The 23,553-nt window shown below is 72.6% G+C and carries 22 protein-coding genes; 12 read left to right on the top strand and 10 right to left on the bottom strand.

Annotated elements, in window-relative coordinates; genetic code table 11:
• Positions 1–189 precede the first annotated feature (189 nt).
• Positions 190–1,743, top strand: coding sequence for an MmgE/PrpD family protein (locus tag ACIQU3_RS32685; protein ID WP_403741571.1), 1,554 nt, complete (start codon positions 190–192; stop codon positions 1,741–1,743).
• A gap of 87 nt (positions 1,744–1,830) precedes the next feature.
• Here the strand turns inward: ACIQU3_RS32685 and ACIQU3_RS32680 are convergent, their stop codons facing one another.
• Entirely contained in the window at positions 1,831–2,490 is a 660-nt protein-coding gene (locus tag ACIQU3_RS32680; RefSeq protein WP_403741568.1) for a ScbR family autoregulator-binding transcription factor, read from the bottom strand.
• 334 nt (positions 2,491–2,824) lie between these two features.
• Here ACIQU3_RS32680 and ACIQU3_RS32675 point away from each other — a divergent pair, with 334 nt between their 5' ends.
• Positions 2,825–3,790 carry a ScbA/BarX family gamma-butyrolactone biosynthesis protein gene (locus ACIQU3_RS32675; protein ID WP_403929199.1) on the top strand — a complete coding sequence of 322 codons (966 nt, stop codon included), beginning with the start codon at positions 2,825–2,827 and terminating at the stop codon, positions 3,788–3,790.
• A gap of 45 nt (positions 3,791–3,835) precedes the next feature.
• On the opposite strand, the gene ACIQU3_RS32670 is transcribed toward ACIQU3_RS32675, so the two are convergent.
• Positions 3,836–4,429 carry a TetR family transcriptional regulator gene (locus ACIQU3_RS32670; protein WP_403741562.1) on the bottom strand — a complete coding sequence of 198 codons (594 nt, stop codon included), beginning with the start codon at positions 4,427–4,429 and terminating at the stop codon, positions 3,836–3,838.
• Positions 4,430–4,605: 176 nt separating this feature from the next.
• Here ACIQU3_RS32670 and ACIQU3_RS32665 point away from each other — a divergent pair, with 176 nt between their 5' ends.
• The 7 genes from ACIQU3_RS32665 (at position 4,606) to ACIQU3_RS32635 (ending at position 11,916) form a co-directional block, all read left to right on the top strand.
• Positions 4,606–5,775, top strand: coding sequence for an acyl-CoA dehydrogenase family protein (locus ACIQU3_RS32665; RefSeq protein ID WP_403741559.1), 1,170 nt, complete (start codon positions 4,606–4,608; stop codon positions 5,773–5,775).
• The gene (locus ACIQU3_RS32660) at positions 5,765–6,520 is read left to right on the top strand and encodes an HAD family hydrolase (RefSeq protein WP_403741556.1); all 756 of its coding nucleotides are present in this window, start codon (positions 5,765–5,767) and stop codon (positions 6,518–6,520) included. The genes ACIQU3_RS32665 and ACIQU3_RS32660 overlap by 11 nt, the downstream gene beginning before the upstream one ends.
• A 547-nt stretch (positions 6,521–7,067) precedes the next feature.
• Positions 7,068–8,339: an MFS transporter gene (locus ACIQU3_RS32655; RefSeq protein ID WP_403741555.1), complete on the top strand. Its 1,272-nt coding sequence runs from the start codon at positions 7,068–7,070 to the stop codon at positions 8,337–8,339.
• Positions 8,340–8,507: 168 nt separating this feature from the next.
• A complete protein-coding gene (locus ACIQU3_RS32650) occupies positions 8,508–9,020 on the top strand; it encodes a toxin-antitoxin system HicB family antitoxin (protein ID WP_403741552.1) in 513 nt (170 codons plus the stop codon).
• 95 nt (positions 9,021–9,115) lie between these two features.
• Entirely contained in the window at positions 9,116–9,958 is an 843-nt protein-coding gene (locus ACIQU3_RS32645; protein ID WP_403929196.1) for a DUF4097 family beta strand repeat-containing protein, read from the top strand.
• Between the two features lie 72 nt (positions 9,959–10,030).
• On the top strand, positions 10,031–11,101 hold the full coding sequence (locus ACIQU3_RS32640) for an ATP-binding cassette domain-containing protein (RefSeq protein WP_403929193.1): 1,071 nt from the start codon (positions 10,031–10,033) through the stop codon (positions 11,099–11,101).
• Positions 11,098–11,916 carry an ABC transporter permease gene (locus tag ACIQU3_RS32635; protein ID WP_403929190.1) on the top strand — a complete coding sequence of 273 codons (819 nt, stop codon included), beginning with the start codon at positions 11,098–11,100 and terminating at the stop codon, positions 11,914–11,916. The genes ACIQU3_RS32640 and ACIQU3_RS32635 overlap by 4 nt, the downstream gene beginning before the upstream one ends.
• 27 nt (positions 11,917–11,943) lie before the next feature.
• Here the strand turns inward: ACIQU3_RS32635 and ACIQU3_RS32630 are convergent, their stop codons facing one another.
• From ACIQU3_RS32630 to ACIQU3_RS32615, 4 genes are read right to left on the bottom strand one after another with little or no spacing between them, the layout of a single operon-like run.
• Positions 11,944–12,384, bottom strand: a complete 441-nt coding sequence (locus ACIQU3_RS32630; protein ID WP_403741541.1) for a VOC family protein — start codon at positions 12,382–12,384, stop codon at positions 11,944–11,946.
• Between the two features lie 41 nt (positions 12,385–12,425).
• Positions 12,426–12,701 (bottom strand): DUF3253 domain-containing protein, encoded by a 276-nt coding sequence (locus tag ACIQU3_RS32625; RefSeq protein WP_403741539.1) that lies wholly within the window; start codon positions 12,699–12,701, stop codon positions 12,426–12,428.
• 59 nt (positions 12,702–12,760) lie between these two features.
• Positions 12,761–13,018: an erythromycin esterase family protein gene (locus tag ACIQU3_RS32620; protein ID WP_403929187.1), complete on the bottom strand. Its 258-nt coding sequence runs from the start codon at positions 13,016–13,018 to the stop codon at positions 12,761–12,763.
• A complete protein-coding gene (locus tag ACIQU3_RS32615; protein WP_403929184.1) occupies positions 12,948–13,124 on the bottom strand; it encodes an erythromycin esterase family protein in 177 nt (58 codons plus the stop codon). The genes ACIQU3_RS32620 and ACIQU3_RS32615 overlap by 71 nt, the downstream gene beginning before the upstream one ends.
• 755 nt (positions 13,125–13,879) lie before the next feature.
• On the opposite strand from ACIQU3_RS32615, the gene ACIQU3_RS32610 reads away from it, so the two are divergent.
• On the top strand, positions 13,880–14,713 hold the full coding sequence (locus ACIQU3_RS32610; protein ID WP_403929182.1) for an SDR family NAD(P)-dependent oxidoreductase: 834 nt from the start codon (positions 13,880–13,882) through the stop codon (positions 14,711–14,713).
• A 40-nt stretch (positions 14,714–14,753) separates the two neighbouring features.
• On the opposite strand, the gene ACIQU3_RS32605 is transcribed toward ACIQU3_RS32610, so the two are convergent.
• The 4 genes from ACIQU3_RS32605 to ACIQU3_RS32590 form a co-directional block, all read right to left on the bottom strand.
• Entirely contained in the window at positions 14,754–15,929 is a 1,176-nt protein-coding gene (locus ACIQU3_RS32605; RefSeq protein WP_403741530.1) for an MAB_1171c family putative transporter, read from the bottom strand.
• A complete protein-coding gene (locus ACIQU3_RS32600; protein ID WP_403929180.1) occupies positions 15,916–16,371 on the bottom strand; it encodes a regulator component in 456 nt (151 codons plus the stop codon). Before ACIQU3_RS32600 ends, ACIQU3_RS32605 begins: the two co-directional genes overlap by 14 nt.
• 184 nt (positions 16,372–16,555) lie before the next feature.
• Positions 16,556–17,008 carry a hypothetical protein gene (locus ACIQU3_RS32595; RefSeq protein WP_403929178.1) on the bottom strand — a complete coding sequence of 151 codons (453 nt, stop codon included), beginning with the start codon at positions 17,006–17,008 and terminating at the stop codon, positions 16,556–16,558.
• Between the two features lie 723 nt (positions 17,009–17,731).
• Positions 17,732–20,971, bottom strand: a complete 3,240-nt coding sequence (locus ACIQU3_RS32590; protein ID WP_403929175.1) for a BTAD domain-containing putative transcriptional regulator — start codon at positions 20,969–20,971, stop codon at positions 17,732–17,734.
• Positions 20,972–21,221: 250 nt separating this feature from the next.
• Between ACIQU3_RS32590 and ACIQU3_RS32585 the strand changes: the two genes are divergently transcribed.
• Both ACIQU3_RS32585 and ACIQU3_RS32580 read left to right on the top strand, forming a co-directional pair.
• The gene (locus ACIQU3_RS32585) at positions 21,222–22,112 is read left to right on the top strand and encodes an NAD(P)-dependent oxidoreductase (RefSeq protein ID WP_403741519.1); all 891 of its coding nucleotides are present in this window, start codon (positions 21,222–21,224) and stop codon (positions 22,110–22,112) included.
• A 255-nt stretch (positions 22,113–22,367) separates the two neighbouring features.
• The gene (locus tag ACIQU3_RS32580) at positions 22,368–23,429 is read left to right on the top strand and encodes an N-acetylmuramoyl-L-alanine amidase (RefSeq protein WP_403741516.1); all 1,062 of its coding nucleotides are present in this window, start codon (positions 22,368–22,370) and stop codon (positions 23,427–23,429) included.
• The last annotated feature ends 124 nt before the right edge of the window (positions 23,430–23,553 follow it).

The following is a 23,553-nucleotide window of genomic DNA, read 5'->3' as shown; positions in this document are numbered from 1 at the left end:
CGGCGGGGGCGCCCCCCCCGCCGCGGTCCGGGTCGTTGGGGGGGGGGGGGCCCCCCCCCCCCCCCCGGCGGGGGGGGGCGGCCCCCCGGCCGGGGGGCCCCCCCCCCCCCGCTTCCACCCGCCCGGAGCGACCAGCCGCCGGCCACGGCACGCCCCGGCCGGCGTACGGCAAGAGAGGTGCCTCGCGCCATGACGGCAGTACTCGGTGAGAGCGTGGCCAGGGCGCTGTGCGACGACTGGGGGAGCACGGCGCCCAGGCGTACTCGCCGACCCACCGACACCCCCCTGCGTGAACTGTCCCAGTGGGCGGCGACGCTGCGCCCCGAGCACATCCCGTGCCGGGTGCTGAAGCTCGCCGCCAGTCAGGTGCTCTCGCAGGCCGCATCCATCAGGGCCGGACTCCAGCACCCGCTGGGACGGCGGCTGGTGGCTGCCTTCGGGCACCCCATGCAGCGCGACCCGCGCACCGCCGCGGGCGTCTTCGCCGCCCTCGGGTCCTGGCTCAATCTCGATGACACCGCCTACGCCGGACACCTGTCGAACTCCACCGTCGCGGTACCGCTGGCCTTCGCCTACACCCGCCGGCTCGACGGGCTGTCCCTGCTGACGGCCGTCGTCGCGGCCAACGAGTGCGCGGCCCGCATCACCGCCTCGGCCACCCTCGGCCCGCTGCGCGGCCAGAGCGCCGTGCACACGCACCTGGCGGGCGCGGTGGCCGGCCGGCTGCACTGCGACCGGGCCCCGGCCGCGCTCTTCGAGAACGCCTTCGGGCTGGCCTTCGCCATGCCCAACTGGCCCCTGATGCGCGCCTTTCTGGCCAGCGACGCCCGTCTGTTCAACACCTTCACCCCGGTGCGCACCGCCATGGACGCCTGCGACGCGGCGTACGCGGGGCTGCGCGGCGCTCCCGACATCGTCGAGCACGAGGACGGATTCCTCGCCCGGTTCGCCACCGTGCCGCTGCCGCAGGCGGTGGCCAAGGGACTGGGCCGGCGCTGGCACACCGACACGCTTTCCTTCAAGATGCACCCGGGCGGCCCGGGCATCGACGCGGCCGTGGACTGCGCCGCCGAGATCCACCGGGAACTGGGCGGTCTGCGGCCCGAGGACGTGGCCGAGGTGGTCGTCGAGGCGTCCCTGTACACCCTCTTCGCCGGTGAGCGCGCCGCCCGGTACGTCAACGGTCCGGGCTCCCCACTCGGCGCCCTGGTCCTCGACGTGCCCTACCCCGTCGCGACCACCCTGCTCACCGGCGAGTTCACCGTGGACGACTTCTCCTCCCCGCACCTGGACGACCCGGCCCGCTGGGCGCTGGCCCGGCGGGTGCGCCTGGAGCACGACACCGAGATGACGCGCGAACTGTTCCTGTCCGACGCCCCGTTCGGCGAGGCGGTACGGGAGGCGGGGGAGCGTGCCGTGCCGTGGCTGCGCGGCTTCGGCGGGGACGAGCTGGTCGACCTGCTGGGCCCGCTGAGCGCCGACGACCGGGACTTCTCCCGCGCCGCGAAGGCCACGGGTGCCCGGGTCACCGTCCGGCTGACCGACGGCCGTACGGTGTCGCGCACGCGGCTGATTCCGGTCGGTGCGGCCGGACCGGAGACCCGGGTCCGGCACGCGGACCTGGTGCGGGAGAAGTTCCTGTCGGTCGGCGGCCCGCACGAGGTGTCCGACAGCGTGGACCGGCTGCACCGCATGCGTCCGGGCGCCCTGCGCCGCTGGATAGAGGCCGCCTTCCTGGACTGAACCGTCCGGCCCGCCGCCGGACGGCGTGGCGGTGCGGCGACCGGAGCGGTTCACCGGCTCCCGCCGCACCTTCCCGGCCACACGGTCCTACCGCGCCGGCACCGACAGCAGGGCGAACGCGTCGAGGATCTCCTCGACCCGCTCCACGATGTCGGCCCGGTCGTTCTGCACCCAGGAGATGTGCTGGGCGCCGAACAGGGCGGAGACCAGGACCCTGGCCAGGGCCTCGGGCACCGCGCCCTCCGGCAGCCGGCCCGCGGCCCGGCACTCCTGGAGGAGGTCGACGATCAGTGACGTGAAACCGACGTACGGGACCGGCATCTCCGCCTTGATGTAGGGACGTTCGATCTGCAGGCGCGCCCCCGCCTTGACGTAGACGTCGTCGCGGAACCCGCGCGCGGTGCGCAGCAGCACGTCCACCACCGTCGAGGGCGAGGAGTGGTCGCCCTCGAGCGCGGGGGTGACGATCTCGTTGAGCCTGCGGTAGAACTCCTCCGTCACGGCGACCGCGAGGGCCTCCTTGTTGGAGAAGTGGAAGTACACCGCGCCCTTGGTCATCTCCGCGCCGTCGGCGATGTCCTTGATGGTGACGTTCGGGTAGCCGTGCCGGGCGAAGACCTCCGCGGCCGCGTCGAGGATGGTGCGCCGGGTGCGGATGGCGCGCTCCTGCTTGAGGTGCGAGGTGTCGTCGACCGAGGTGCCGCCGGAGATGTGCGAGGTCTGTGTCGCGTCGCTGTGTTCGCTCATGACGTCCATTCGTGCCGTGCCCTCCGCTGCATTGGGTGGCCGGTTCGTGGGGGGATGGGGCCGGGGCACGTGCGGGCGCTTCGCGGGATTCGCCCCTCTGACCAGCAGGGATGACCATTCTTTTGCCATGCTTCGCCCGAGCCTTGCAAGATACCTTCCCGAAGGTATATTAATTTCGTGCCGAAGGGCGCCGCACGTCTGTTAGTTCGCATGGTCCTGGTTCTTCCAGTACGGGGGAGGCGAATCCCAGATGTCAGTCGTGCTCAATCATCCCAGCATCCCTCAGGCGTCAGCAATGGCCCACGCCTGTGATTCGTTGAGCTTTGCACGTCCCGTGACGCGTGAGCTGGTGCACCGCAGCTCTGTCGCGGAGGTGTTCGTCACCGACGGCGACCGCGTCGGTGACCGCGAGTTCGTCGTCGCCGCCCAGTGGCCGCGCGACCACGCGCTCTACCACCCGGACGAGAACGGTCTGAGTGATCCCCTGCTGTTCGCGGAGACCCTGCGTCAGGGGATGGTCTACGTCGCCCACCGGTACTGCGGTGTGCCGCTCGGCCGGCGCTTCGTCGGCCGCGACCTCGACTTCGAGATCACCGACCCCGCCGCCCTGCGGGTCGAGGGCGTACCGCTCTCGGTGTTCCTGGTGGGCGAGTGGACCTGGGACGGCGATGACGCGCGGGGCAGGCGGGGGGCCAGGATGGACTTCCGGCTCGTCGTCGGCGGCCGCGCGTGCGGCTGGGGCGCCATCAGCATGCTGATGGTGGACGAACGGCGCTACGGCCTGCTGCGCCGGCTCGGCGGCGGCGCCGCGGCCGCGCCGGCCGCGGTACCGGAGCAGATGCCCGCCTCCGGGGCGCCGCGCACGCCCCCGCACCGGGTGGGGCGGCTGCGCTGGCGGGACTGCGTCCTGGACGAGGCCGCGAGGCCCGACGAGTGGTGGTTGCGCGTGGACCGCGACCACGCGGTGCTCTTCGACCACCCCACCGACCACATCCCGATGATGGTGATGCTGGAGGGCTTCCGCCAGCTCGGCCATCTCAAGGTGCACGAGGCGTGCGACGGCCCGTTCGCCGACCTGTCCTTCGCACTGGCCCGTACCACCGTGCAGTGCCTGGCCTTCGGGGAGTTCGACCGGCCCACCCGGCTGGTGGTCGATGAGTGCGCGTCGGGCGCCCGTCCGCAGGAAACGTTTCAGCTGTCCGTCTCGGCGGTCCAGGGTGACACCGTACTGGCCCGCGCACGGACCGCCTGGGCCTGCGTGGGCACCCGTCCGGCGGCGGCCGTCCCGGCTTCCTGGTAGCGGCGGCCCGCCGGCCCGGGGCCCGGGGCCGCACGGTGTCGGGGCTCAGGCGGATGTGCGTGTTCCCATCGCGCGCGTCAGCACGCCCCACATCGCGGCGACGCTGGGCCCGGGCCGGTCCGGGCCCGCGCAGGCGCCGGCCCACAGCGCGGTGCAGAACGCCGCGACGATGAGATCGGCCAGGGCGTCGGCCGGCGGTGCCTCGTCCCAGCGCCGTCCCCGCTGCACCTCGCCGACGAGTTCGAGTGCGATGCCGTGGGTGTCGCTCAGGAGGGGAGCCATCGTGTCGGCCGCCCGAGCTGCCTCCACCTCCAGCCGCAACGCCGCCTGCGCCCTGTCGTCGGTCTCGAAGAGCTTGCCGAGTCCGAGTACCAGGGCCTCCAGGCGGCTCGTGGCCGGCTCGGGCGAGGTCCTGGCCTCGTCCAGCAGCGTCCGCACGCTCCGGGACAGATGTTCCGTCAGCGCGGCGGCCAGCTTCTCCTTGCTGGAGAAGTGCCCGTACAGGGCGCCCTTGGTCAACCCGATCCGGTCGGCGATGCGCTGCAGGTTCGCGTTCACGTAGCCGTAGCGTGCGAACTCGTACGCGGCGGCGTCGAGGACGCGATCGTGCGTCCGAAGCGCACGCGCCTGCTTGACCACGCTGATCACCTCCTTCACCCCGGCCCGGTGGTGAAGGACCGGCCGAGAAAGATTCGTTCCCGAACGAATTCTAGTCGTGGAGCAAAGGAGAGCGATAGGTGAACCGGAGTCAAATCTGCACAGGCCAGGGGGCACAGGGTGGCACGCCGCGGGCGCGCGTACAGCTGGCGGGCGCCGTGGCATCCGCCGCGGCGCACGCGTCGGCGGCGGACGCCACCGGCCGGCTGTCCGCGGAGACCGTCGCGCTGCTGACCCGCGCCGGCTTCGCCCGTCACTTCGTGCCCGGGGTCTGGCACGGTACCGAGGGAACCTTCAGCGACCTCCTCGCCGAGGCGGCGGCCGTCGGCGAGGGGTGTGCGTCCGCCGCGTGGTGCGCCGCCCTGTGGGCGACCCACGGCAGATACGCCGCCCACCTGCCCCTCGAAGGGCAACTCGACCTGTGGGGCCGATCGCCCGATGTGCGGATCGCCGCCGGACTGCGGCCCTCCGGCTCGGCCGTCCGCCGCTCCGGCGGCTGGCTGCTCAGCGGCACCTGGGAGTGCGTCAGCGGTATCGCGGACGCGGACTGGCTGCTGCTCGCGGCCCCGGAACCGGACGAACCGCGGTTACCCGGCGGCAGGTGCCGGCTCTTCGCCGTCCCCGCCGCCGAGATCCACGTACGGGAGACGTGGCGCAGCACCGGAATGCGCGGCACCGGCAGCCACACCGCGGTCCTCGACGGCCCGGTGGTGGTCCCCGAGCACCGCACCTGCTCGCTGTCGGACGTGCTGGCGGGCTCTCCCGGGCCCGGACGGTCCCGCTGCCACACCGCCCCGGCGCACCTGGGGACGGGACTGCTGCTGTGCGCGCCCGCCCTCGGGGCGGCCCGCCACGCCCTGCGGGAGTGGACCGCGTGGGCCGCGCGCAGGGGAGCCGGCCGGCCCTCGGAGCGCGCCACGCTCCAGCTGACGCTGGCACAGTCGGCTGACGACATCGAGGCCGCCGAACTGCTGCTCGGGGACGCGGCGCTGCGGGCCGACTCGGGCACCCGCGCCGAGCGGGACGTGGCCCGCAACCGCCGGGTCGCGGCGGCCGCCGCACAGCTCCTGGTCACCGCAGTCGAGCGGCTGTTCCGCGCGGCCGGAACCCACGCATGCGGCGGCCCCGGCCCGCTGGAGCGCACCTGGCGCGACGTCCACGTGCTGGCCACGCACCAGGCCGTGCGCCGGGAGACCGCGGCGGTCCTGTACGCGGAGTCGGTGTTCGCCGACTTCGAAGACCGTGCCGAGCAGGCCGCCGGGCCGGTGGCCACGCTCCCGTTCCTGGCGCCCCCCGCGCCGGCGGAGGTGGTCGCCGGTGTCCACTGACACCCGCAGCGGGCTCGACCGGTCCGAGCGCCCCGTGACGTCGCCGCCCCGTCCCGCACCCTCCCGGTCCGCTGCGTGGGCACGCCCCGAGGGCCCCCGCCGGCTGGTGTTCTTCGACGTGGACGAGACGCTGATCGGCCGCAAGAGCGGCCCGGACTTCCTCCGCGACCACTTCGCGCGGATGCACGGCGCGGACGGAGTGCGCCGGGCCGGCGAACTGCTCGGCGCACTGGCCGGTCTGCCCCGCGCGGAGGCCAACCGCCGTTTCCACCGGGCCTTCCGGGGCTGCCCGGCCGCGGAGGCCGAGGCCGCGGCCCGCCGGTGGTACCGGGAGCACAGCCGGGCCGACGGCTTCTATCTCCCCACCACACTGGCCGCGCTGCGCCGGCACCGGGCCGAGGGTGCGTCCGTCGCCCTGGTCTCCGGCACATTCCCGCCGCTGCTGGCCGCCATCGCCGAGGCGGTGGGGGCGCAGTTCGCCCTCGGCGCGAGACTCGAACGCTGCGGGCCGCTGCTCACCGGCGAACTGATCGGCCCCCCGGCCATCGGCGAGGGCAAACGCACCCTGGTGCGCCAACTCCTCGCCCGCCACCCCGACATCGACCCGGCGGACTGCTGGGCCTACGGCGACCATCCCTCCGACCTGCCGATGCTGCACAGCGTGGGGCACGCGGTGATGGTCGCCCCGGACGGGACCCACACCACCGTGCCACCGCACGCCGCCGGGATCGACGGAGGCGGGTGACCGCGGCGGACCGCCGGCCGGGGCAGGGCGGAGGGATGGCCGCCGAAAGGCCGGCTCCGGCCGGCGCAACCCGCCCGAACGGCCGAGGTCATTTCATGTCGGATGCCGTGACGGCCGGGCTGCTCACCCTTGCTGGTCGGAAAAGTCGTAGTTGCTGTCGCGCCAGAAGCGGTAGGTGCCCAGGGTGTTGGCCGCCACGCGGGTGTGCGTGGTCGGAGACGTAGGCGACCAGGGCCGGGTGGACCATGGCGGTGCCGAGGCCCAGGAAGACGGCGGAGAGGACTCCGGCGAGCACCGGGTGGTCCAGGAGGTGCGGGCGAAGGTGGTTTCAGGCCGGTGTCCTCGCCGGTGGGCAGCGGCTTGCTGTGCTGGGCGAGTTCGAGGCCGAGCAGGACGTTCGCGGCGACGATCCAGCCCCCGGACGGCGCGCGGGCGAGGACGAAGGGGACGGGATGCCGGACAGCCAGCCGGTGACGAGGAGATGCTTACGGCGGAAGCGGGCCGTCAGAGCCCCGGCCGCGAGGCACCCTTGCCGACAGGAAGAGACATGACGACCGGAGCCACAGCAGCCGACACGGCGAACTCCCTACCCGATGTTCCCGACGCCGCCCAGGTGCAGCGCCGTACGCTGCGCGTCCTGGTGGCCTCACAGGTCCTCAGCGGCGCCGGTCTCGCGGCCGGGGTCGCGGTCGGTGCCCTGCTCGCCCAGGACATGCTCGGCACCACCGGCCTCGCCGGACTGCCCAGTGCCCTGTTCACCGCCGGATCCGCCCTCACGGCCGTCGTCGTCGGCCGAGTCTCCCAGGCTCGCGGACGCCGCGCCGGTCTGGCCACCGGCTACCTCACCGGCGCCGTCGGCAGCGCCGGAGTCATCGTGGCGGCCGCACTGGACAACCCCGCCCTGCTCTTCATCGCCCTGTTCGTCTACGGCGCCGGAACCGCCACCAACCTCCAGGCCCGTTACGCCGGGGCCGATCTCGCCGACCCCGGCCATCGCGCCCGTGCCGTCTCGACGGTTCTGGTCGCCACGGCACTCGGCGGCGTCGCGGGCCCCAATCTCGCCGCCCCCGCCGGCGTCTTCGCCGGGACCCTGGGCATCCCCGATCTCGCCGGCCCCTTCCTGCTGTCCGGCGCCGCCTACGCCCTCGCGGCGCTGGTCCTGGCCGTCTGGCTGCGTCCCGACCCCCTTCTCGTGGCCCGCACCGTGGCCGCCGCGCAGGAGGAGAGCGCCAACGCCCCGGACAAGACGGCCCCCGCACACGAGAGGCGGGGAGGAGGCGTGGTCCTGGGGGCGCTGGTCATGGTGCTCACGCAGCTGGTGATGGCCGCGATCATGACGATGACCCCGGTCCACATGCACGACCACGGGCACGGCACAGCCGCCTCCGGCTTCGTCATCGCCCTCCATATCGGCGCCATGTATCTGCCGTCCCCGCTGACGGGACGGCTCGTCGACCGCCACGGCCGTATGAAGATCGCCGCCGCCTCCGGCCTGACCCTCCTCGTCGCCGGCGTCGTAGCCGCGGCCGCACCCGGTGACTCCGTCGCGCTCCTCGCCCTGGCCCTGGCTCTGCTGGGCCTCGGCTGGAACCTCGGCCTCGTCTCCGGCACGGCGATCATCACCGATACGGTGCCGCTCGCCACCCGTGCCAGAACCCAGGGCACGGTCGACGTGGCCATCGCCATCGCCGGCGCCACGGGTGGCATCTCCTCCGGCATGGTCGTCGCTGCCGCCGGCTATCCCGTCCTCGCCCTCACCGGCGGCGTTCTCGCTCTCGCCGTCCTGCCTGCCGTCGCCGCCACCGCCTACCGCCGATGACCGCATGAGGATGGCGAGTCCGGTGTCACGTGGCGCTGGGTGGTGCCAGTAGGTGCCATTCGGTGCCATGCCGCGTTTATGCAGGTGGGAAGGATCAAGGGGGCCACGTTTCCGGTGTGAGGTGTTTGACGGTTGCGTGTGGCGCCATAGTGGTGCCATCATGGCGTCATGGACCTCACCCCGTATGTCGACAACCTCCGCCGCGAACTCGCGGTGGCTGCCGAAGCCGGAGGCGACGACGCCCGTGAGCTGGCCGAGCGGCTCACCGCTCCCCTGGAGTCCGCGACCCGGCTGGTCATGCTCAACGTGCTCTCCGTCGCGATGGACGAGATCACCCGCGAACTCGCCCCCGGCTCGGTCGACGTACGGCTGCGCGGGCTCGACCCCGACTTCGTCGTGACACCGCCGCCCGCCCAGAGCGGTGCGCCCGTGGAGCCGGCCGCACCCCTCGAACCGCTCAGGAACCCGGCCGAGGGTGACGAAGGCGGCACCGCCCGCGTCAATCTGCGCCTGCCGGCCCACCTCAAGGCCCGCGCCGAGGAGGCCGCGAGTCGCGAGGGCCTGTCGGTCAACGCGTGGCTGGTCCGCGCCGTGTCCGCCGCGGTCGACGGCGGAACCCGGCCGCGCACGCAGGGCAGGACACAGAACGTCGGACAGAGCTTCACGGGCTGGGTGCGCTAGCCGCACCCGCGCCCGCGCCCCGGAGAAACCAGCACAGCACGTGCACCTCGTCCCACCAGCAGGGACGCCCGAAGACCCAAGAGGACGGGACAGCCATGCCTTCTTACGACACTCCCGAACCGATCTCGGTCGTCGCCCACGTGGGCGCCGGCTCCCTCCGGCTCACCGCGGGCGACTGCCTCGACACGGTCGTCGAGGTGCGCCCCCGTGACCCGGAGCGGGACAAGGACGTGCGGGCGGCCGAGCAGACCGAGGTGGGCTTCGCGAGCGGTGTCCTGACCGTCAGGACGAAGGAGCGCCGCATGATCGGCCCCTCCGGTGTCGTCGACGTGACCGTAGAACTGCCCGCGGGATCACAGGTCGAGGTGACCGGCGCCTGGGCCCAGGTGCTCGGCGACGGCCGGCTCGGCGAGGTCCGGGTGAAGACCTCGGTCGGCGACGTCCGCCTCGACGCCGCCGGGCCGGTCCGGCTGACCGCCTCCCACGGCTCGATCGTCGTCGACCGGGTCGAGGGCAAGGCCGAGATCACCACCAGCTCCGGCAATCTGCGCGTCGGCACCATCGACGGCCCGGCCGTCCTGAAGAACTCCAACGGCAACACCACCGTCGGCGTCGTGTCGGGCGAGCTGCGGGTGAGCGGTGCCAACGGCGCCATCGACATCGCGTGCGCCGAGGCGTCCGTCACCGGCACCGCCACCAACGGTGTCCTCCGGGTCTCGGAAGTCGTGCGCGGCGACGTCCGGTTGGAGACCTCCAACGGCTCCATCGAGATCGGCATCCGCGAGGGCGCCGCCGCCTGGCTGGACGTCAGCTCCAACCGCGGGCTCGTGCGCAACACGCTCACCGCCTCCGACGCCCCGGAACGGACCGAGGACACGGTCAAGGTCCGCGCACGGACCAACTGGGGCAACATCGACGTCTTCCGCGCCAAGGGCTGAACGGCCCGTCCCGACCGGTCCCCACCTCACCCGCCTCAGCCTTCTCACGGAGGGCCCATGCCTTCATCTGTCATGTCCACATCCATCCAGCACGGCTCATCGGCGGCCGTCTCCGCAACCGGCCTGCGCAAGTCGTACGGCGACAAGACCGTCCTCGACGGCATCGATCTGCACATTCCGGCCGGGTCGGTGTTCGCCCTGCTGGGGCCGAACGGTGCCGGCAAGACCACCGTCGTGAAGATCCTCTCCACGCTCGTCGGCGCCGACGGCGGACAGGCCCGGGTGGCCGGCCACGACGTGGCCGCCGACCCGCAGGGCGTGCGCGCCGCGATCGGTGTCACCGGTCAGTTCTCCGCCGTCGACGGCCTCATCACCGGCGAGGAGAACATGCTCCTCATGGCGGACCTGCACCACCTGTCCAAGCGCCAGGGACGGCGGGTGACCGCCGAGCTGCTGGAGCGTTTCGACCTCACCGGCGCGGCCAAGAGGCCCGCCTCGACCTATTCCGGCGGCATGAAGCGGCGCCTGGACATAGCCATGACCCTGGTCGGTGATCCGCGGATCATCTTCCTCGACGAGCCGACCACCGGCCTGGACCCGCGTTCCCGGCACAACATGTGGCGGATCATCCGCGAACTGGTCACCGGCGGTGTCACCGTCTTCCTGACCACGCAGTACCTGGAGGAGGCCGACGAACTCGCCGACCGGATCGCCGTCCTGCACGACGGCGTCATCGCCGCCGAAGGCACCGCCGACGAGCTCAAGCGGATCGTCCCGGGCGGACACGTCCGCCTGCGCTTCGGCGACCCGGCCGCCTACCGGAGCGCGGCCGCGGCCCTGGGCGAAGTCACCCGGGACGACGAGGCCCTCGCCCTGCAGATCCCCAGCAACGGCAGTCAGCGCGAACTGCGTTCCCTCCTCGACTGGCTGGACGCGGCCGGTGTCGAGGCGGACGAACTGACCGTGCACACCCCTGACCTCGACGACGTGTTCTTCGCCCTGACCGCGGACCGGCCCGACCGGACCAGCCTGCCCGAGCGGACCAGCCTGCCCGAGCGGACCAGCCGGCCCGACCGGACCGGTCGACCCGACCGGACCAGCCTGCCGAACCGGCCCGACCAGCCCGAGGAGGCTGCCCGATGAGCTCGCCCCTGGCCCCCGCCCGCCCGCCCCGGCTCTCCCACGCCCTGCGCGACTCGTCCACCATGCTGCGCCGCAACCTCCTGCACGTGCGCCGCTACCCCTCCCTCACCCTGAACCTGCTGCTCAGCCCGATCGTGCTGCTGCTGCTCTTCGTCTACATCTTCGGCGACACGATGAGTGCCGGTATCGGGGGCGGCCGCGGGAACCGGTCCGAGTACCTCGCGTATCTCTTCCCGGGGATCCTGATGCTGACCATCGGCGGCACGACGATCGGCAGCGCGGTGTCCGTCTCCATGGACATGAACGAGGGCATCATCGCCCGCTTCCGCACGATGGCGATCCATCGCGGCTCGGTGCTCGTCGGGCACGTCGTCGGCAGTGTGATCCAGTGCGCGATGAGCGTGGCCCTCGTCGGTGCCGTGGCCGTGGCCATCGGCTTCCGGTCCACCGACGCCACCGCCGTGGAGTGGATCCTGGCCTTCGCGCTGGTGGTCCTCATGTCCTTCGCGCTCACCTGGATCGCCGTGGGGATGGGCCTGTCGAGCCCCAACGCCGAGGCGGCCGGCAACAACGCCATGCCGCTGATGATCCTCCCGCTGCTGTCCAGTGCCTTCGTCCCGGTCGACACGATGCCGGGCTGGTTCCGGCCGGTCGCCGAGTACCAGCCCTTCACCCCGGCGATCGAGACCCTGCGGGGCCTGCTCCTCGGCACGGGGATCGGCCACAACGGCTGGCTGGCCGTCGCCTGGTGCCTGGGCTTGAGCGCACTCGGCTACATCTGGTCCAGGTCGCTGTTCGCCCGCGACCCGAAGTAGCCCCGGGGCGCACGCCGGGTGCCCCACTCAGCGCAGTTGCTCCGCCAGTCCGACGATGACACCCTCCGGGCCGCGGACGTAGCAGAGCAGATGGCTGTCCTCGAACCGGGCGATCCCGCCGAGGAGTCCGGCGCCATGGGGGCGCAGGCGGGACACGGTGTCCTCGATGTCGTCGACGGCGAACATGACGCGGTGCGTGCCCAGAACGTTGTGCGGCTGGTCGCGCGGCCCCGTGGTGATCACCGCGGGGCTGCGGTACTTCGCCAGCTCGAGCCGGCTGTGACCGTCCGGCGTCCGGAGCATCGCGATGTCACAGCGGACGCCGTCGAGCCCGGTGCACCGGTCGGCGAAGGGACCCTCGATCTCCGCCCTGCCCTCCAGCTCCATACCGAGTTCCACGAAGAACGCGACGGCGGCGTCCAGGTCCTCGACGACGATCCCGACGTTGTCCATCCGCTGAATCGCCATGGTGATCTCCCGTGGGGGCCGGTTCGGACGGATCCGGGCCGCTACCGGCCCGGACGGCGGATGCGGAGGGGGCCGCGGGCCTCCGTCTTCGTGACGGGCCGGCCGGCCTGGGTCACCTCGACCCGTCCGGCCTCCATCAGGCGCCACGCGGCCCGGCGGGTCGGTTCCATTAGGGCCCGCCAGCCGTCGTCGTCGCCTTCGTAGGCCTCGCGTGCGGCGTCGGACGGACAGATCGAGGCAGTGGCCGCACGCCGGTCCAGCAGGTCCAGGATGACCCGCTCCAGCCGCTCAGTGAGCTGCCGCTCCGTCTCCGCCACGCTGTCCAGTGTCGCACCGTCGGCGCGGGCCGGGCTCTGTCGTCGGCCGCCCGGGCACGTCAGCCCGGAGGTGACAGCAGACGGGCAGGCACGACGTGGCGGAGGTGGAAGAGGACGTCGTGGGATGCCGCGGGGGCGATCCGGTGCGGGCGTTCCGGGTAGGACGTGCCGATGCTGCGGGTGGGCCGGGGCGTGTCCAGCCAGGTGCGCGCCGGGGCGGGGGAGGTGCGCAGGTCCAGGAAGAAGTCACCGGGGCGGACCTTGTTGAGGAAGCGCTCGGTGCTGTTCGGCGACGGGACCCCCCAGGGTGTGCACACGAGTGGTGCCGTCGGGGTCCGTCGCGTTGAAGGACCCCTCGCCGAACGTCGTGGCGACGCTGACGTAGTCCTCGCCCAGCCGGTCCCGCAGGAACGCGCCCTGCATACGGGGTACCGCGGGTCGGAGGTGCGGTAGGCGACGTGGCTGTTGTGCGCGGACAGCAGCACCTTCCGGCCCGTCCGGGCCGCCCACCAGGCGACGTTGTCCGCCATCAAACGGTCCCGGTAGCGCATGGACTGCCTCAGCTGCGCGGGATCGTCGAAGTCGAACGCGTAGCCGCGCGCGGTCAGGGCCGGCGCCCGTGCGTGCTGCACCGCCCAGTCGTGGGCGTCTTCCGTGCTCGACGGGGGTACCGGCCGGCGGGCGAGCAGGGACAGCGCCGTCTCCGCGCGCTCGGCCAGCGCCCGGCGCTCGGCCAGGGGCCGCGTCAGGTAGGCCTTCATGTAGGTGCCCGCCGACGTGGTGGGGCACAGCCCCCGGTACAGCGCGGTGAGACGCGGCAGCAGATCCGGCAGGTGACGGGCGGCGTACCGGAGCACCTTGTCGTGCAGTTCCGGACCCGCGTACGCGAAGTCGTCGCCCATGAAACGCAGTTGGTCACGCGGGTGCCTGCGGTTGTACGCGCGCATCCACTCGACGAGAGCCAGGTACTCGCCGGTGTTTCACCAGGCTTACGTGTCCTGGAACGAACTGCTTGAAGCCAGTCCAGCAGCGCGCGCCGCCCGGGGCAGTGGACCTGGCAGGAGAGTCGGGGGGCGGGTTTCCCCCACCACCCCCCTCATGTCTCAAAGTCATCAGCAAGTGATCAGCGGGATCTAGGCTCGGACATGTCATTGATCGCGAAGGAGCCGGAACAGACTGTGACTGACAAGCGAGTTGTTGTCGTGACCGGTGGGGGTTCGGGTATCGGGGAGGCCACGGCCCGGCTGTTGTGCGAAGCCGGTCACCATGTGGTCGTCTCGGGCCGGCGGAGCGAGCCGCTGCGACGTCTCGAGCAGGAGACCGGGGCGCTCGCACACCCCTGCGACGTCCGGGACCCCGAGGCCGCGGACAGTCTCGTCCAGGCGGCCCTGACCGCATACGGACGACTCGACGGACTCGTGCTCAACGCGGGCATCGGGCGCGGCGGGACCGTGGGCGACCTGTCGTTGGAGGACTGGGACGAGGTGATGCGCACCAACGTCACCGGTCCGCTGCTGCTCTTGCGTGCGGCGATCCCGCACCTGCTGGAGACGAGGGGCGCGGTGGTGGCCGTCGCCTCGGTGTCCGCCCTGCGCAACGGTACGAGCAACGCCCCCTATGCCACGTCCAAGGCGGCCCTGCTCCAGCTGTGCCGTTCCGTCGCCGTCGACTACGGGCGCCGGGGAGTGCGGGCCAACATCGTGTGCCCGAGCTGGGTGAGAAGCGAGATGGCCGACCGCCGCATGGCGCGTTTCGCCGAGGAAGCGGACCTGCGGGGCGAGGGCGTGGACGGCGCCTACGCGGAGGTGACCGGTCTTCTGCCCCTGGGCCGTCCGGGTGAGCCGCGTGAGGTCGCGGAGACCATCGGCTGGCTGCTGTCCCCGGCGGCGTCCTATGTGAACGGTGCCGTGCTCACCGTCGACGGCGGGGCGACGGCCCTGGATCCCGGGACGCTGGCGTTCGACTTCCATGTCGCGCCCCGCCACGACGAGGTGCCCGGCGCTCCTCGCTGAGGACCGCCGGGCCCGTGACCGACCGCCCCTGCCCGTCGTGCTACTCGCGGTGGGCCGGGGCCGCCGCGTCGACGGGCCGGTCGTCGCAGGGCAGCGCATCCGTCATGGACGGCCACATCCGGGCGATCCCCAGCAGCGTCGCGGAGCTGCCGTGCACCACTCCGGGCAGGGGATGGGGGACGGACGGGGGCGCACCGACGAGTTTGGCCCGGCGGGCCTGCCCCAGCGTCCCGGCGAGCGCGGCGGCGGCCAGACGCCGGTCCGGCACCCCGGCTCGCCGGGCATGCCGGTGCGCCTCTTCGTAGGCACCGGGGCGGACGTACTGCTGCAGGTCGAGGAACGCGTCGTAGGTCTCGATCGTCTGCCGGTGGGCCTGCAGGGCCAGCGGCGAACGCGGTCGCAGTACCTCCCGCAGCCTGGTCCGCTGGGGGTTGGCGAGCGCCACCTGCGGCACCGCCAGCACGAGATCGCGCCACAGTGGCCACAGGCGCCAGGTGACCCGCAGGGCGGTCCACGACCGGCCCAGGGCGGTCACGGTCGGGACCAGCAGCGATGCCGCCCTGATGCAGCCGTGCACGCCGATGACGAGGGACAGGTAGGGAAGCATCGCGGAGGTGCCGCCGTACAGGTGCCAGAGATAGCCGCACCAGAAGACGAGCGCGAGGACGCTTCCCACCGCGAACAGCCGCAGCGACCACACGAGATCGCGGTCCTCGGTACGCAGGCTGTACGCCCAGCAGACCACGAGGGCGACGGCGTCACCGACCAGGTGGGCGACGATGAGGATCAGCCAGTATGCGAACGCCGGGTCGGCCGGCCCCTGCACGGACGTGACGCTCTCGCCCGGGTGCTGGGTCTGCGACAGGTCCAGTACGACCAGCGCGCCCATGACCGCCAGCAGGCCCAGCGTCACGGTGACGCACAGGCGCCGGGCCCGGGTGGGATCGACCATGAAGAGCAGGACCAGCCCCGCGCTGAGGACACCGATCAGGTTCCGCGCGAGGGCGACGGTGTGGAGGTCCACGAAGCCGTTCGTGAGCCGGCCGATGATCGGGGGCTGGAAGAGGGTGATGGCGATGGCCGCGGCCAGGACCGCGAGCCACAGCCCCCGTTGGCGTGGCTGGCGCAGCGCCGGCCGTGCACGGACGCCGAGGGCGAACCACATGGTGACGATGCTGCAGAGCCCCACCTGCCTCGCCAGTTCAGGTGCCGACATCGTCCGTCACTCCCAGGAACGCGCCGAGCCGGCCGAGGGAGCCGGACACCCGGCCGGTCGTCCCGGCGCTCTGTATCAGGCTGGCGATCATCTCCGCTTCCTGTTCCTCGGCGGTGGTGTAACTGGTCCGGGCCATCAGCCGCTTGACGAGGTGGGGCTCCAGGCCGCCGAGGAGCCCGCCCGTCAGCTCGTCGCCGCGCAGCGTGATGCCGCGGTGGTGGTCGCACAGGACGTGGCCGATCTCGTGCAGGATGATGTGTTCCCGGTGGAGGGGCGCGGTCCGGGCCTCGTAGAAGACGTAGTCGGCGTCGTCCGTGCCCAGCCAGAGGCCGCAGGCTCCGGCGACCGCCGCCTGCTCGGGCAGTTCCTTCAGGACGAGTGGGCGGCCTCTGAGCTCCTCCACCCGTTCCCGGATCGCGTCCAGGGGCAGTGACCGCTGCACCCCGAGATCACGCAGGATCGCCGCACACTTCCGCTGTAACTTGGCATACTCGCCCGTTCTTCTCACCTGCTGTCACCCCCGTCCCCGGACGGCAGGAACGCGGAAGGCGGTTGAGCGCGTGCACGGGCGGGCTTCGTCCCTCTGGCTCTCACCGGTCTCGCTGCCCCGACTTTCCGCATGGTTCCTATCGGCCGGGACGCTGTTGTCTTCCCGTGGAGTCGGACTCGTTGGACATCGCGTTCACGAGCGCGAGCAGGGCGTCGAGTCCTGCTTCCGACAGGCCGTCGGCCCGGAAGGCCAGTGTCCGGACCTTGCTGTTCCCCAGGGCGACGGCGAACTCCATCTGGCGCCGCACCCGCTCGGAGACCTCCTCGTCGGTGAAGTAGTCCGGTGTGACGCCGAAATGCTCCGCCAGTACGCGAAGGTGGTCGCGGGTCACGTTCCGCTTCCGCCCCGTCGCCAGTTCCCAGAGGTAAGTGGCCGAGAACGTCCGCCCGGTGCTCTGCCGGATCTCCTCCGCGATCTTGCTGTAGGGAGGACGGTTGCCCCGGTAGTAGGCGTTGACGATGTCCTCGAGCCGCCGGGCCAGGGATGACGGGCCGGTCATACCGGTGTCGCCGCTGCTGCTGCTGGCCAAGTCTCCAACTCCCGGGCGCGATATCACGTCTGAGTCCAGCGGACAGGATAGGACACACAACTTACGCAGCGGACCGCCGCCTTGCACGCCCTCGACGGACGCGCGATCGCCTTTGGCTCAAAACTGCCCTGCGCCGGGCACGGGAGGAGGGCGGGCCGGAGGGTGGGCGGACGGTCGGACCGGGTGGCCCAGCGGATCAGTTGACACCCTCTCATCCGCTGAGTGCGGTCCCCGAGTGCTTGCGTCGGCCTTGGCGTACGGGTGTCCGATCGGGTCCTCCCTGACTCCGCCGACGGTGTCGGGCCAGGACAGCACCAGGGGGAATCACGGGGATGACATCCGTACCGGAGCCGGCAGGATCCGATCCGGATCCGGAACCGTCACACAGCAGAGCCGGCGCCGCTCCGGCACGTCGCCGGCGGGGCGGATCCGGCGGACCTGACCCATCCGCTCCGCCGGCTCGCCCCACGTCCGGAAAGCCCGGGGCGCTCCGCCGTGCCCGGCCACCGGCAGCGCTCGGTCATTCCCACCCCTCGGTCAGCAGACATCTGGGTGTCCTGCGCCGGTCCGGGATGGTCGCGGCCGAGCGCCGGGACAATCTGACCCTGCACCGCCTGACCCATCTCGGCGAGGCGGTCCTCGGCCGGAAGGACTGACCGGCCCGGCCGTGAACCGACCCGCCCCCCGCGGGGCCGGGAGGGGCAACCCCCCGAGAGGCCCGGCTCACGGCGTTTGCGTGTGCATCTCCGCCGCGGCTTCCGTCTCATGGGTGCGCCGGGTGCCGGCGGTGAACTCGTCCCGGTACCTCTCCTCGCCCAGCGCGGCGCGCAGCCGGGCCTCGACGCGGTCCACGTCGCCCCGTTCCGCCGGGGGATGCGGGGCGCCCGCCCGTTCCCGGGCCGCCGCCGCCGTACCGAGGAGGCGGGTCGCCCGTTCCGGGGCCCCGGCCAGGGAGTACGCGCCGGCCAGGCCTTCGAGGGCCAGGGCGACCGAGCGGGGGTCCCCGGTCGTCACGGCGGCCGCCAGACCGTCCCGGTGGTGGGCGAGGGCCCGCTCCGCGTCGCCGCGCTGTTCGGCGACGAAGCCCAGTTCGGCCAGGACGAGCGCGAGGCCCGGGCCGTCGCCGCGGCGGCGGTTCCAGGCGAGCCAGGGACGCAGCCACTCCTCGGCGTCGTCGAGGCGGCCCCGACGGCGGGCGCTCAGGGCGAGCCCCAGCGCGGCGAACTGCTCGGCCGGCCGGTTGCCCTGCTCCACCGCGATCCGCAGGGCGCGCGTGTGCAGGTCGTCGGCCTCGTCGTGGCGCCGGGTCAGCAGGGCGATTCGGCCGAGACCGGACAGCTTCGCGGACATCTCCGGCCATGTCTCCAGCGTCCGGGTGATCCGGAGACTCTCCCGGTGCAGCCGGGCCGCCCGGTCGTAGTCGCCGTTGATCTCGGCGAGCCGGCCGAGCAGGTCGGCCGTCCTCAACCGGCCCCAGGGGTCGCCCAGTTCAGTGAAGCGGGCATGTGCCTCCTCGGCGTTCTCACGCAGCGACTCCAGGTCTCCCCGGGCCAGCGCGAAACAGGCGCGCGTGGTCAGCGCGGCTGCCGTGCCCCAGGCGTCCCCCAGGGCACGGAAGCGGGCCAGGGCGCGGTCGACCCGCTGCTCGCCCTCCGCCAGCATCCCCACCGTCCACTGCGCGTGCGCCAGGAACCACTGGGCCCTGACCGGTTCCCGGGTGGCGTCGGCAGGGTGGTCCCGAGGGACGTCGCACTCCCGGTCGTGCTCGCCGAGCAGCAGACGGACGCCCGCGTACCAGTACGCCGCCTGCGCGCGTTCCCCGGGCGCCGCCTCGCCGGGTGTGTCCAGGGCCGTCGCCAGCGCCCTGCGGGCCTCGCCCAGCCGGCCGCGCACGTACCAGTACCAGGCCAGCGAGTTGACCAGGCGCAGTGCTTCCCGTGCCGCCCCGGAGCGGGCCGCCTCGGCCAGCGCGCGCTGCACGTTCGCCGTCTCCACGTCCAGGATCCGCAACCAGCCGGACTGCTCCCGCCCGTGCAGATGCGGACGGGCCCGCTCGGCGAGGCGCACGCAGTGGCGCAGGTGGCGGGCGGCCGTCCCGGCGCGCTCACCGGACTCGCCGAGCCGCACGCGTGCGTAGACCGCGACGGACTCGGGCAGCCGGTAGCGCGGGCCCCGGGACCCCTCGGCGCGCACGACCAGGGAGCGTTCCACGAGCAGGCTCAGCGCGTCGACGACGTCGGCCGGGTTGAGGCCGCCACCGGAGCACACGTCCTCGGCGGCCTGCAGCCCGCACCCCTCGCCGAACACCGACAGCCTGCGCAGCACGGTCCGTTCCCGGTCGTGGAGCAGGCTCCAGCTCCAGTCGAGCGTGGCCTGCAGCGTCCGGTGACGGGCGGGGGCGTCGCGGTAACCGCTGTTGAGCACCTGGAAACGGTCGTCGAGCCGGTCGTGCAGTTCCCTGATGCCGAGCGACCTCACGCGGGTCGCGGCCAGTTCAAGGGCGAGCGGGATGCCGTCGAGGCGCCGGCACACGTCGGCGACCAGGGGGGCGGTGGTGGCGTCGAGCACGAACCCCGGGTCCGCCGCCCGGGTCCTGTCCATGAACAGGCGTACGGCGCCCGCGCTCGTCACCGCGTCGAGGCCCGGCCGGTCCTCCGGGGGCAGCGACAGCGGCGCCACCGGGAACACCCTCTCGTCCCTGATGCGCAAAGGCTCCTGACTGGTCGCCAGAACGCGCAGGTGGGGTGCCCGCCCCAGCAGCGGTCCGGCCAGCCGCGCCACGGCCTCCACGACGTGCTCGCAGTTGTCCAGCACCAGCAGCAGCCGCCGGCCGGCCAGCGCGTGTGCCAGACGGTCCGCCGGGCCCTCGGCACCGTCGTCCCCGGTGTTCTCCCGGATGCCCAGCGCCGCCATCAGTCGCTCGGCCAGCGCCTCCGGTCCGGCGAACCGCTCCAGACCTCCGGCGTCGGCGAGCTCCACCAGACGGACGCCCTCGCCGAAGTCGTCCGCCAGGAGTTCCGCCACGACCCGGGCGAGACGGGTCTTGCCGACGCCTCCGGGGCCGGTGAGCGTCACCAGGCCATGCCGTGCGAGCAGGGCCCGGACCGACCGGATGTCCTGGTCACGGCCCACCAGGGGCGAGGCCGCACCGGCCGGACCCGGCTCCGTCGGCCGTACTCCTGCGACGGACGCCGCCGGCTGCCCGGGCCGGGCCAGGGCCGGATCGTGGCGCAGGATGGCCTGCTGCAAGGCCGCCAGCGACGGCCCGGGGGTCAGTCCCAGCTCCTCGTCCAGCCGGTGCCGCAAGTCGGTGAAGCAGTCGAGCGCGTCGGACGTTCGCCCCGCCCGGTACAACGCCCGCATCAGCGCGCCCCGCAGCCCCTCGCGCAGCGGATACTGCTCCACCAGCCCCGTCAACTCGCCCACGAGCAGAGCGTGTTCGCCCAACTCCAGGCGCAGCCCCGCATGTTCCTCCAGCGCCGTCAGGCGCTCCTCCTCCAGCCCGGCCGCCGTCGGCCGCACGGACTGCCGGTCCGCGAACTCGGCGAAGGCCGGACCGCGCCACAGCGCCAGCGCCCCGGCGTACAGCGCCGCCCGCTCCGCCGGCTCCCCTGCGGAGCGGGCCCGTGCGACCAACTCCCTGAAGCGCCCGGCGTCGAGCGCTCGGGCCGGGACGTCCAGGACGTATCCGGGCGGCCGGTGCACGACCAGGGCGCGGCCACCCCTCTCCGCATCCTCCAGCGCCCGCCGCAACTGGGAGACCTTGGCCTGGAGCGACGCCGTCGGCCGGGCCGTGAACGCCGAGCCGCCCCAGAGGTCCTCGACCAGCCGCGCCGCCGGGACGACCTGCCCCCGGCGGGCGAGCAGACCGGCGAGGAGCATGCGCACCTTGGCTTCGGGTATCCGCACGCCGCGACCGCCGTCCGTGCGCACCTCCAGCGGCCCCAGCACCCCGAATTCCATGATCTCAGCGTAACGGGGTGAGGACCGTCGCCACCGGTGGTGAAACGGGCCCGGCCACCCGCCCCGAAGCGCCTTCCCCGGACCTGCCCGAGGCGTGTCCGAAGCGTTTCCGAAGCGGTCCGAGGCGCGCCCGAAGGGGCCTTTGCCAGGGTTCCCCGAGGGATGCGCGAACCGCCGTCCCCCGCCCGGTGCGTGTCCCCGCGTACCGGTGCTCGTACAGCACGGAACTGCGTTTTGGAGGAACTCATCCATGGGTGACAACCACACCTCGGTGTCGGTGCTCGGGCTCGGCCTGATGGGGCAGGCCCTGGCCGCCGCCTTCCTGAGAGCGGGACATGCCACCACCGTGTGGAACCGCTCGGCGGACAAGGCCGGCTCACTCGTCGCGGAGGGTGCGGTCCTCGCCGCGGCCCCCGCCGACGCCGTGGCCGCGAGCGACCTCGTGGTCGTGTGCGTGTCGACGTACGACGTGGTGCACGACGTCATCGGCCCGCTCGGTGACGCCCTGCGCGGCAAGACCGTGGTCAACCTGACCACGGGCTCCTCCGAGCAGGCCCGGCAGGCCGCGGCGTGGGCCGAGAAGAACGGCGTGCGGTACCTCGACGGCGCCATCATGATCACGCCGCCCGGCATCGGCGCCGCGACCTCCGTCCTTTTCTACGCCGGTGAGCAGGCCGTCTTCGACGCCCATGAGCCCGTGCTCAAGCTCCTCGGCGGCGGTACCACCTACCTCGGCACCGACCACGGCAAGCCCGCCCTGTTCGACGTGTCGCTGCTCGGCCTGATGTGGGGCACGCTGAACAGCTTCCTGCACGGGGTCGCCATCGTGGAGACGGGCGGCGTCAGGGCCCAGGAGTTCCTGCCCTGGGCGCACATGTGGCTCGACGCCATCAAGATGTTCACCGCCGACTACGCCGCGCAGATCGACGCCGGCGACGAGAGGTTCCCGGCCAACGACGCCACCCTGGCGACGCACCTGGGCGCGCTCGAACACCTCGTCGAGGAAAGCGAGGCGCTCGGCGTGGACAGCCAACTGCCCAAGTATTCCAAGGCGTTGATGGAGGGAGTGATCGCGCAAGGGCATTCCGGGAACAGCTACGCCAGTGTGGTGAAGGCATTCCGCCGACCTGCGGCGTCGTAATCGCGCCGATTTTGCCCATGTGGTGCACGGCTGGGTGAGCGACGGGGCGAGCGGCGCGAGAATGGTGAGGGCCTGACGGCGCGCCCACCGCGAGATCAGGCGAACTCACGCGATGCGGCATGCCCCGAAACCAGGCACGCTCCGAGAATCGGCATGCCCCGAGATCAGGCACGCTCCGAGATCAAGCACACCCCCCCACATGTGATCGGACCGTCTTCAGACCGGCGTGGACGCGCCGGAACGGAGGACTGACTCATGGCCACCCCGCTCACCGCCGCCCGGCTCGTCGCCGCGTTGAAGGCCGAGGGCTGCTCCGTTCGCGAAGTCTCCGGATGGCGCACCAACAACCGCAACCACAAAGGCCCGTGGGGGCCGGTGCACGGCGTGGTCATCCACCACACCGTCACCGGCCCCGGCACGGACGTCGTCGGGCTGATCTTCCACGGCCACAGCGCCCTGCCCGGCCCGCTCGCCACCGGATGCATCACCAAGGACGGCGTCGTCCACCTCACCGGCAACGGCCGGGCCAACCACGCAGGCGGCGGGGACGGCGACGTGCTCGACGCCGTCATCGGCGAGTCCTACGGCACGTATCCGCCCCCGACGCACGAGCACGACGGCTCCGCCGGCGCGGTCGACGGCAACGCCCGGTTCTACGGCTGGGAGTGCGAGAACGAGGGCGACGGCAGGGACCCGTGGCCGCCCGCCCAGTACCTCGCGATGGTCAAGGCCACCGCCGCGATCTGCCGTGCGCACGGCTGGGGCCACAAGAGCGCCGTCGGCCACCTGGAATGGAGCGACTGGAAGGTCGACCCGCGCGGATTCGACATGGCCGGCTTCCGCCGTGACGTCGCCGCCGCCCTGGCCCACCCTGCGGGCCGGTGGGAAGGAGAGGACCCCATGCCCCAGTACGTCAACCTCGGTGTCGCTGCGCAGTACCAACTCACGCCCGGCGCCTGGAACTCGGTCGAGTTCACCGAGGAGTGGACCGATGAGACCGGCGACCACGCCACCGGCGGAAGTGTCTTCGCCCGCGGCCCGGCCCGCTTCGGCGGCACCCTCAGCCTCCACATCGAAGGACTGCCGGCCGGGGGGATCGTCCAGGCGCGCATGTCGGAGTACGAGGGCGACCAGCAGCAAGTGGACCACCCCATCCACGAGATCGTCGGGACCGGCGGCGGCACCTTCGCGGTCCTGCCCCTGGCGAAACGTCTCGCGTCCGGCCGGAGCATGCGGGTGCGGCTGCTGAACCAGGCGGACGTGCCGGTCACCGTCGCCGGCGCCGTACTCACCGTGCTGGTGTGGAAGGAGAACTGAGCGCCGCGCGGGAGACGATCGTCCCTCCCGGCACGTATACCCGGGCATGAACCGAAGCGAGCCCTGCCCGTTACGAGTTGAACGAAGGACGGGCCCTGTGATTAGGGTGCGGGCGATGTTCTGC

The sequence above is a fragment of the Streptomyces sp. NPDC101110 genome (genome assembly GCF_044759525.1).
Classification (GTDB): domain Bacteria; phylum Actinomycetota; class Actinomycetes; order Streptomycetales; family Streptomycetaceae; genus Streptomyces.
Note: the sequence above shows the minus strand (reverse complement) of the source record. Positions and strands in the feature narration are given on the sequence as shown.

Coding starts and splice junctions, on each gene's coding strand:
- ACIQU3_RS32685 (WP_403741571.1), top strand. CDS start 190: ATGACGGCAGTACTCGGTGAGAGCGTGGCCAGGGCGCTGTGCGACGAC.
- ACIQU3_RS32680 (WP_403741568.1), bottom strand. CDS start 2,490: ATGAGCGAACACAGCGACGCGACACAGACCTCGCACATCTCCGGCGGC.
- ACIQU3_RS32655 (WP_403741555.1), top strand. CDS start 7,068: ATGACGACCGGAGCCACAGCAGCCGACACGGCGAACTCCCTACCCGAT.
- ACIQU3_RS32650 (WP_403741552.1), top strand. CDS start 8,508: ATGGACCTCACCCCGTATGTCGACAACCTCCGCCGCGAACTCGCGGTG.
- ACIQU3_RS32645 (WP_403929196.1), top strand. CDS start 9,116: ATGCCTTCTTACGACACTCCCGAACCGATCTCGGTCGTCGCCCACGTG.
- ACIQU3_RS32640 (WP_403929193.1), top strand. CDS start 10,031: ATGTCCACATCCATCCAGCACGGCTCATCGGCGGCCGTCTCCGCAACC.
- ACIQU3_RS32635 (WP_403929190.1), top strand. CDS start 11,098: ATGAGCTCGCCCCTGGCCCCCGCCCGCCCGCCCCGGCTCTCCCACGCC.
- ACIQU3_RS32630 (WP_403741541.1), bottom strand. CDS start 12,384: ATGGCGATTCAGCGGATGGACAACGTCGGGATCGTCGTCGAGGACCTG.
- ACIQU3_RS32615 (WP_403929184.1), bottom strand. CDS start 13,124: ATGCAGGGCGCGTTCCTGCGGGACCGGCTGGGCGAGGACTACGTCAGC.
- ACIQU3_RS32605 (WP_403741530.1), bottom strand. CDS start 15,929: ATGTCGGCACCTGAACTGGCGAGGCAGGTGGGGCTCTGCAGCATCGTC.
- ACIQU3_RS32590 (WP_403929175.1), bottom strand. CDS start 20,971: ATGGAATTCGGGGTGCTGGGGCCGCTGGAGGTGCGCACGGACGGCGGT.
- ACIQU3_RS32585 (WP_403741519.1), top strand. CDS start 21,222: ATGGGTGACAACCACACCTCGGTGTCGGTGCTCGGGCTCGGCCTGATG.
- ACIQU3_RS32580 (WP_403741516.1), top strand. CDS start 22,368: ATGGCCACCCCGCTCACCGCCGCCCGGCTCGTCGCCGCGTTGAAGGCC.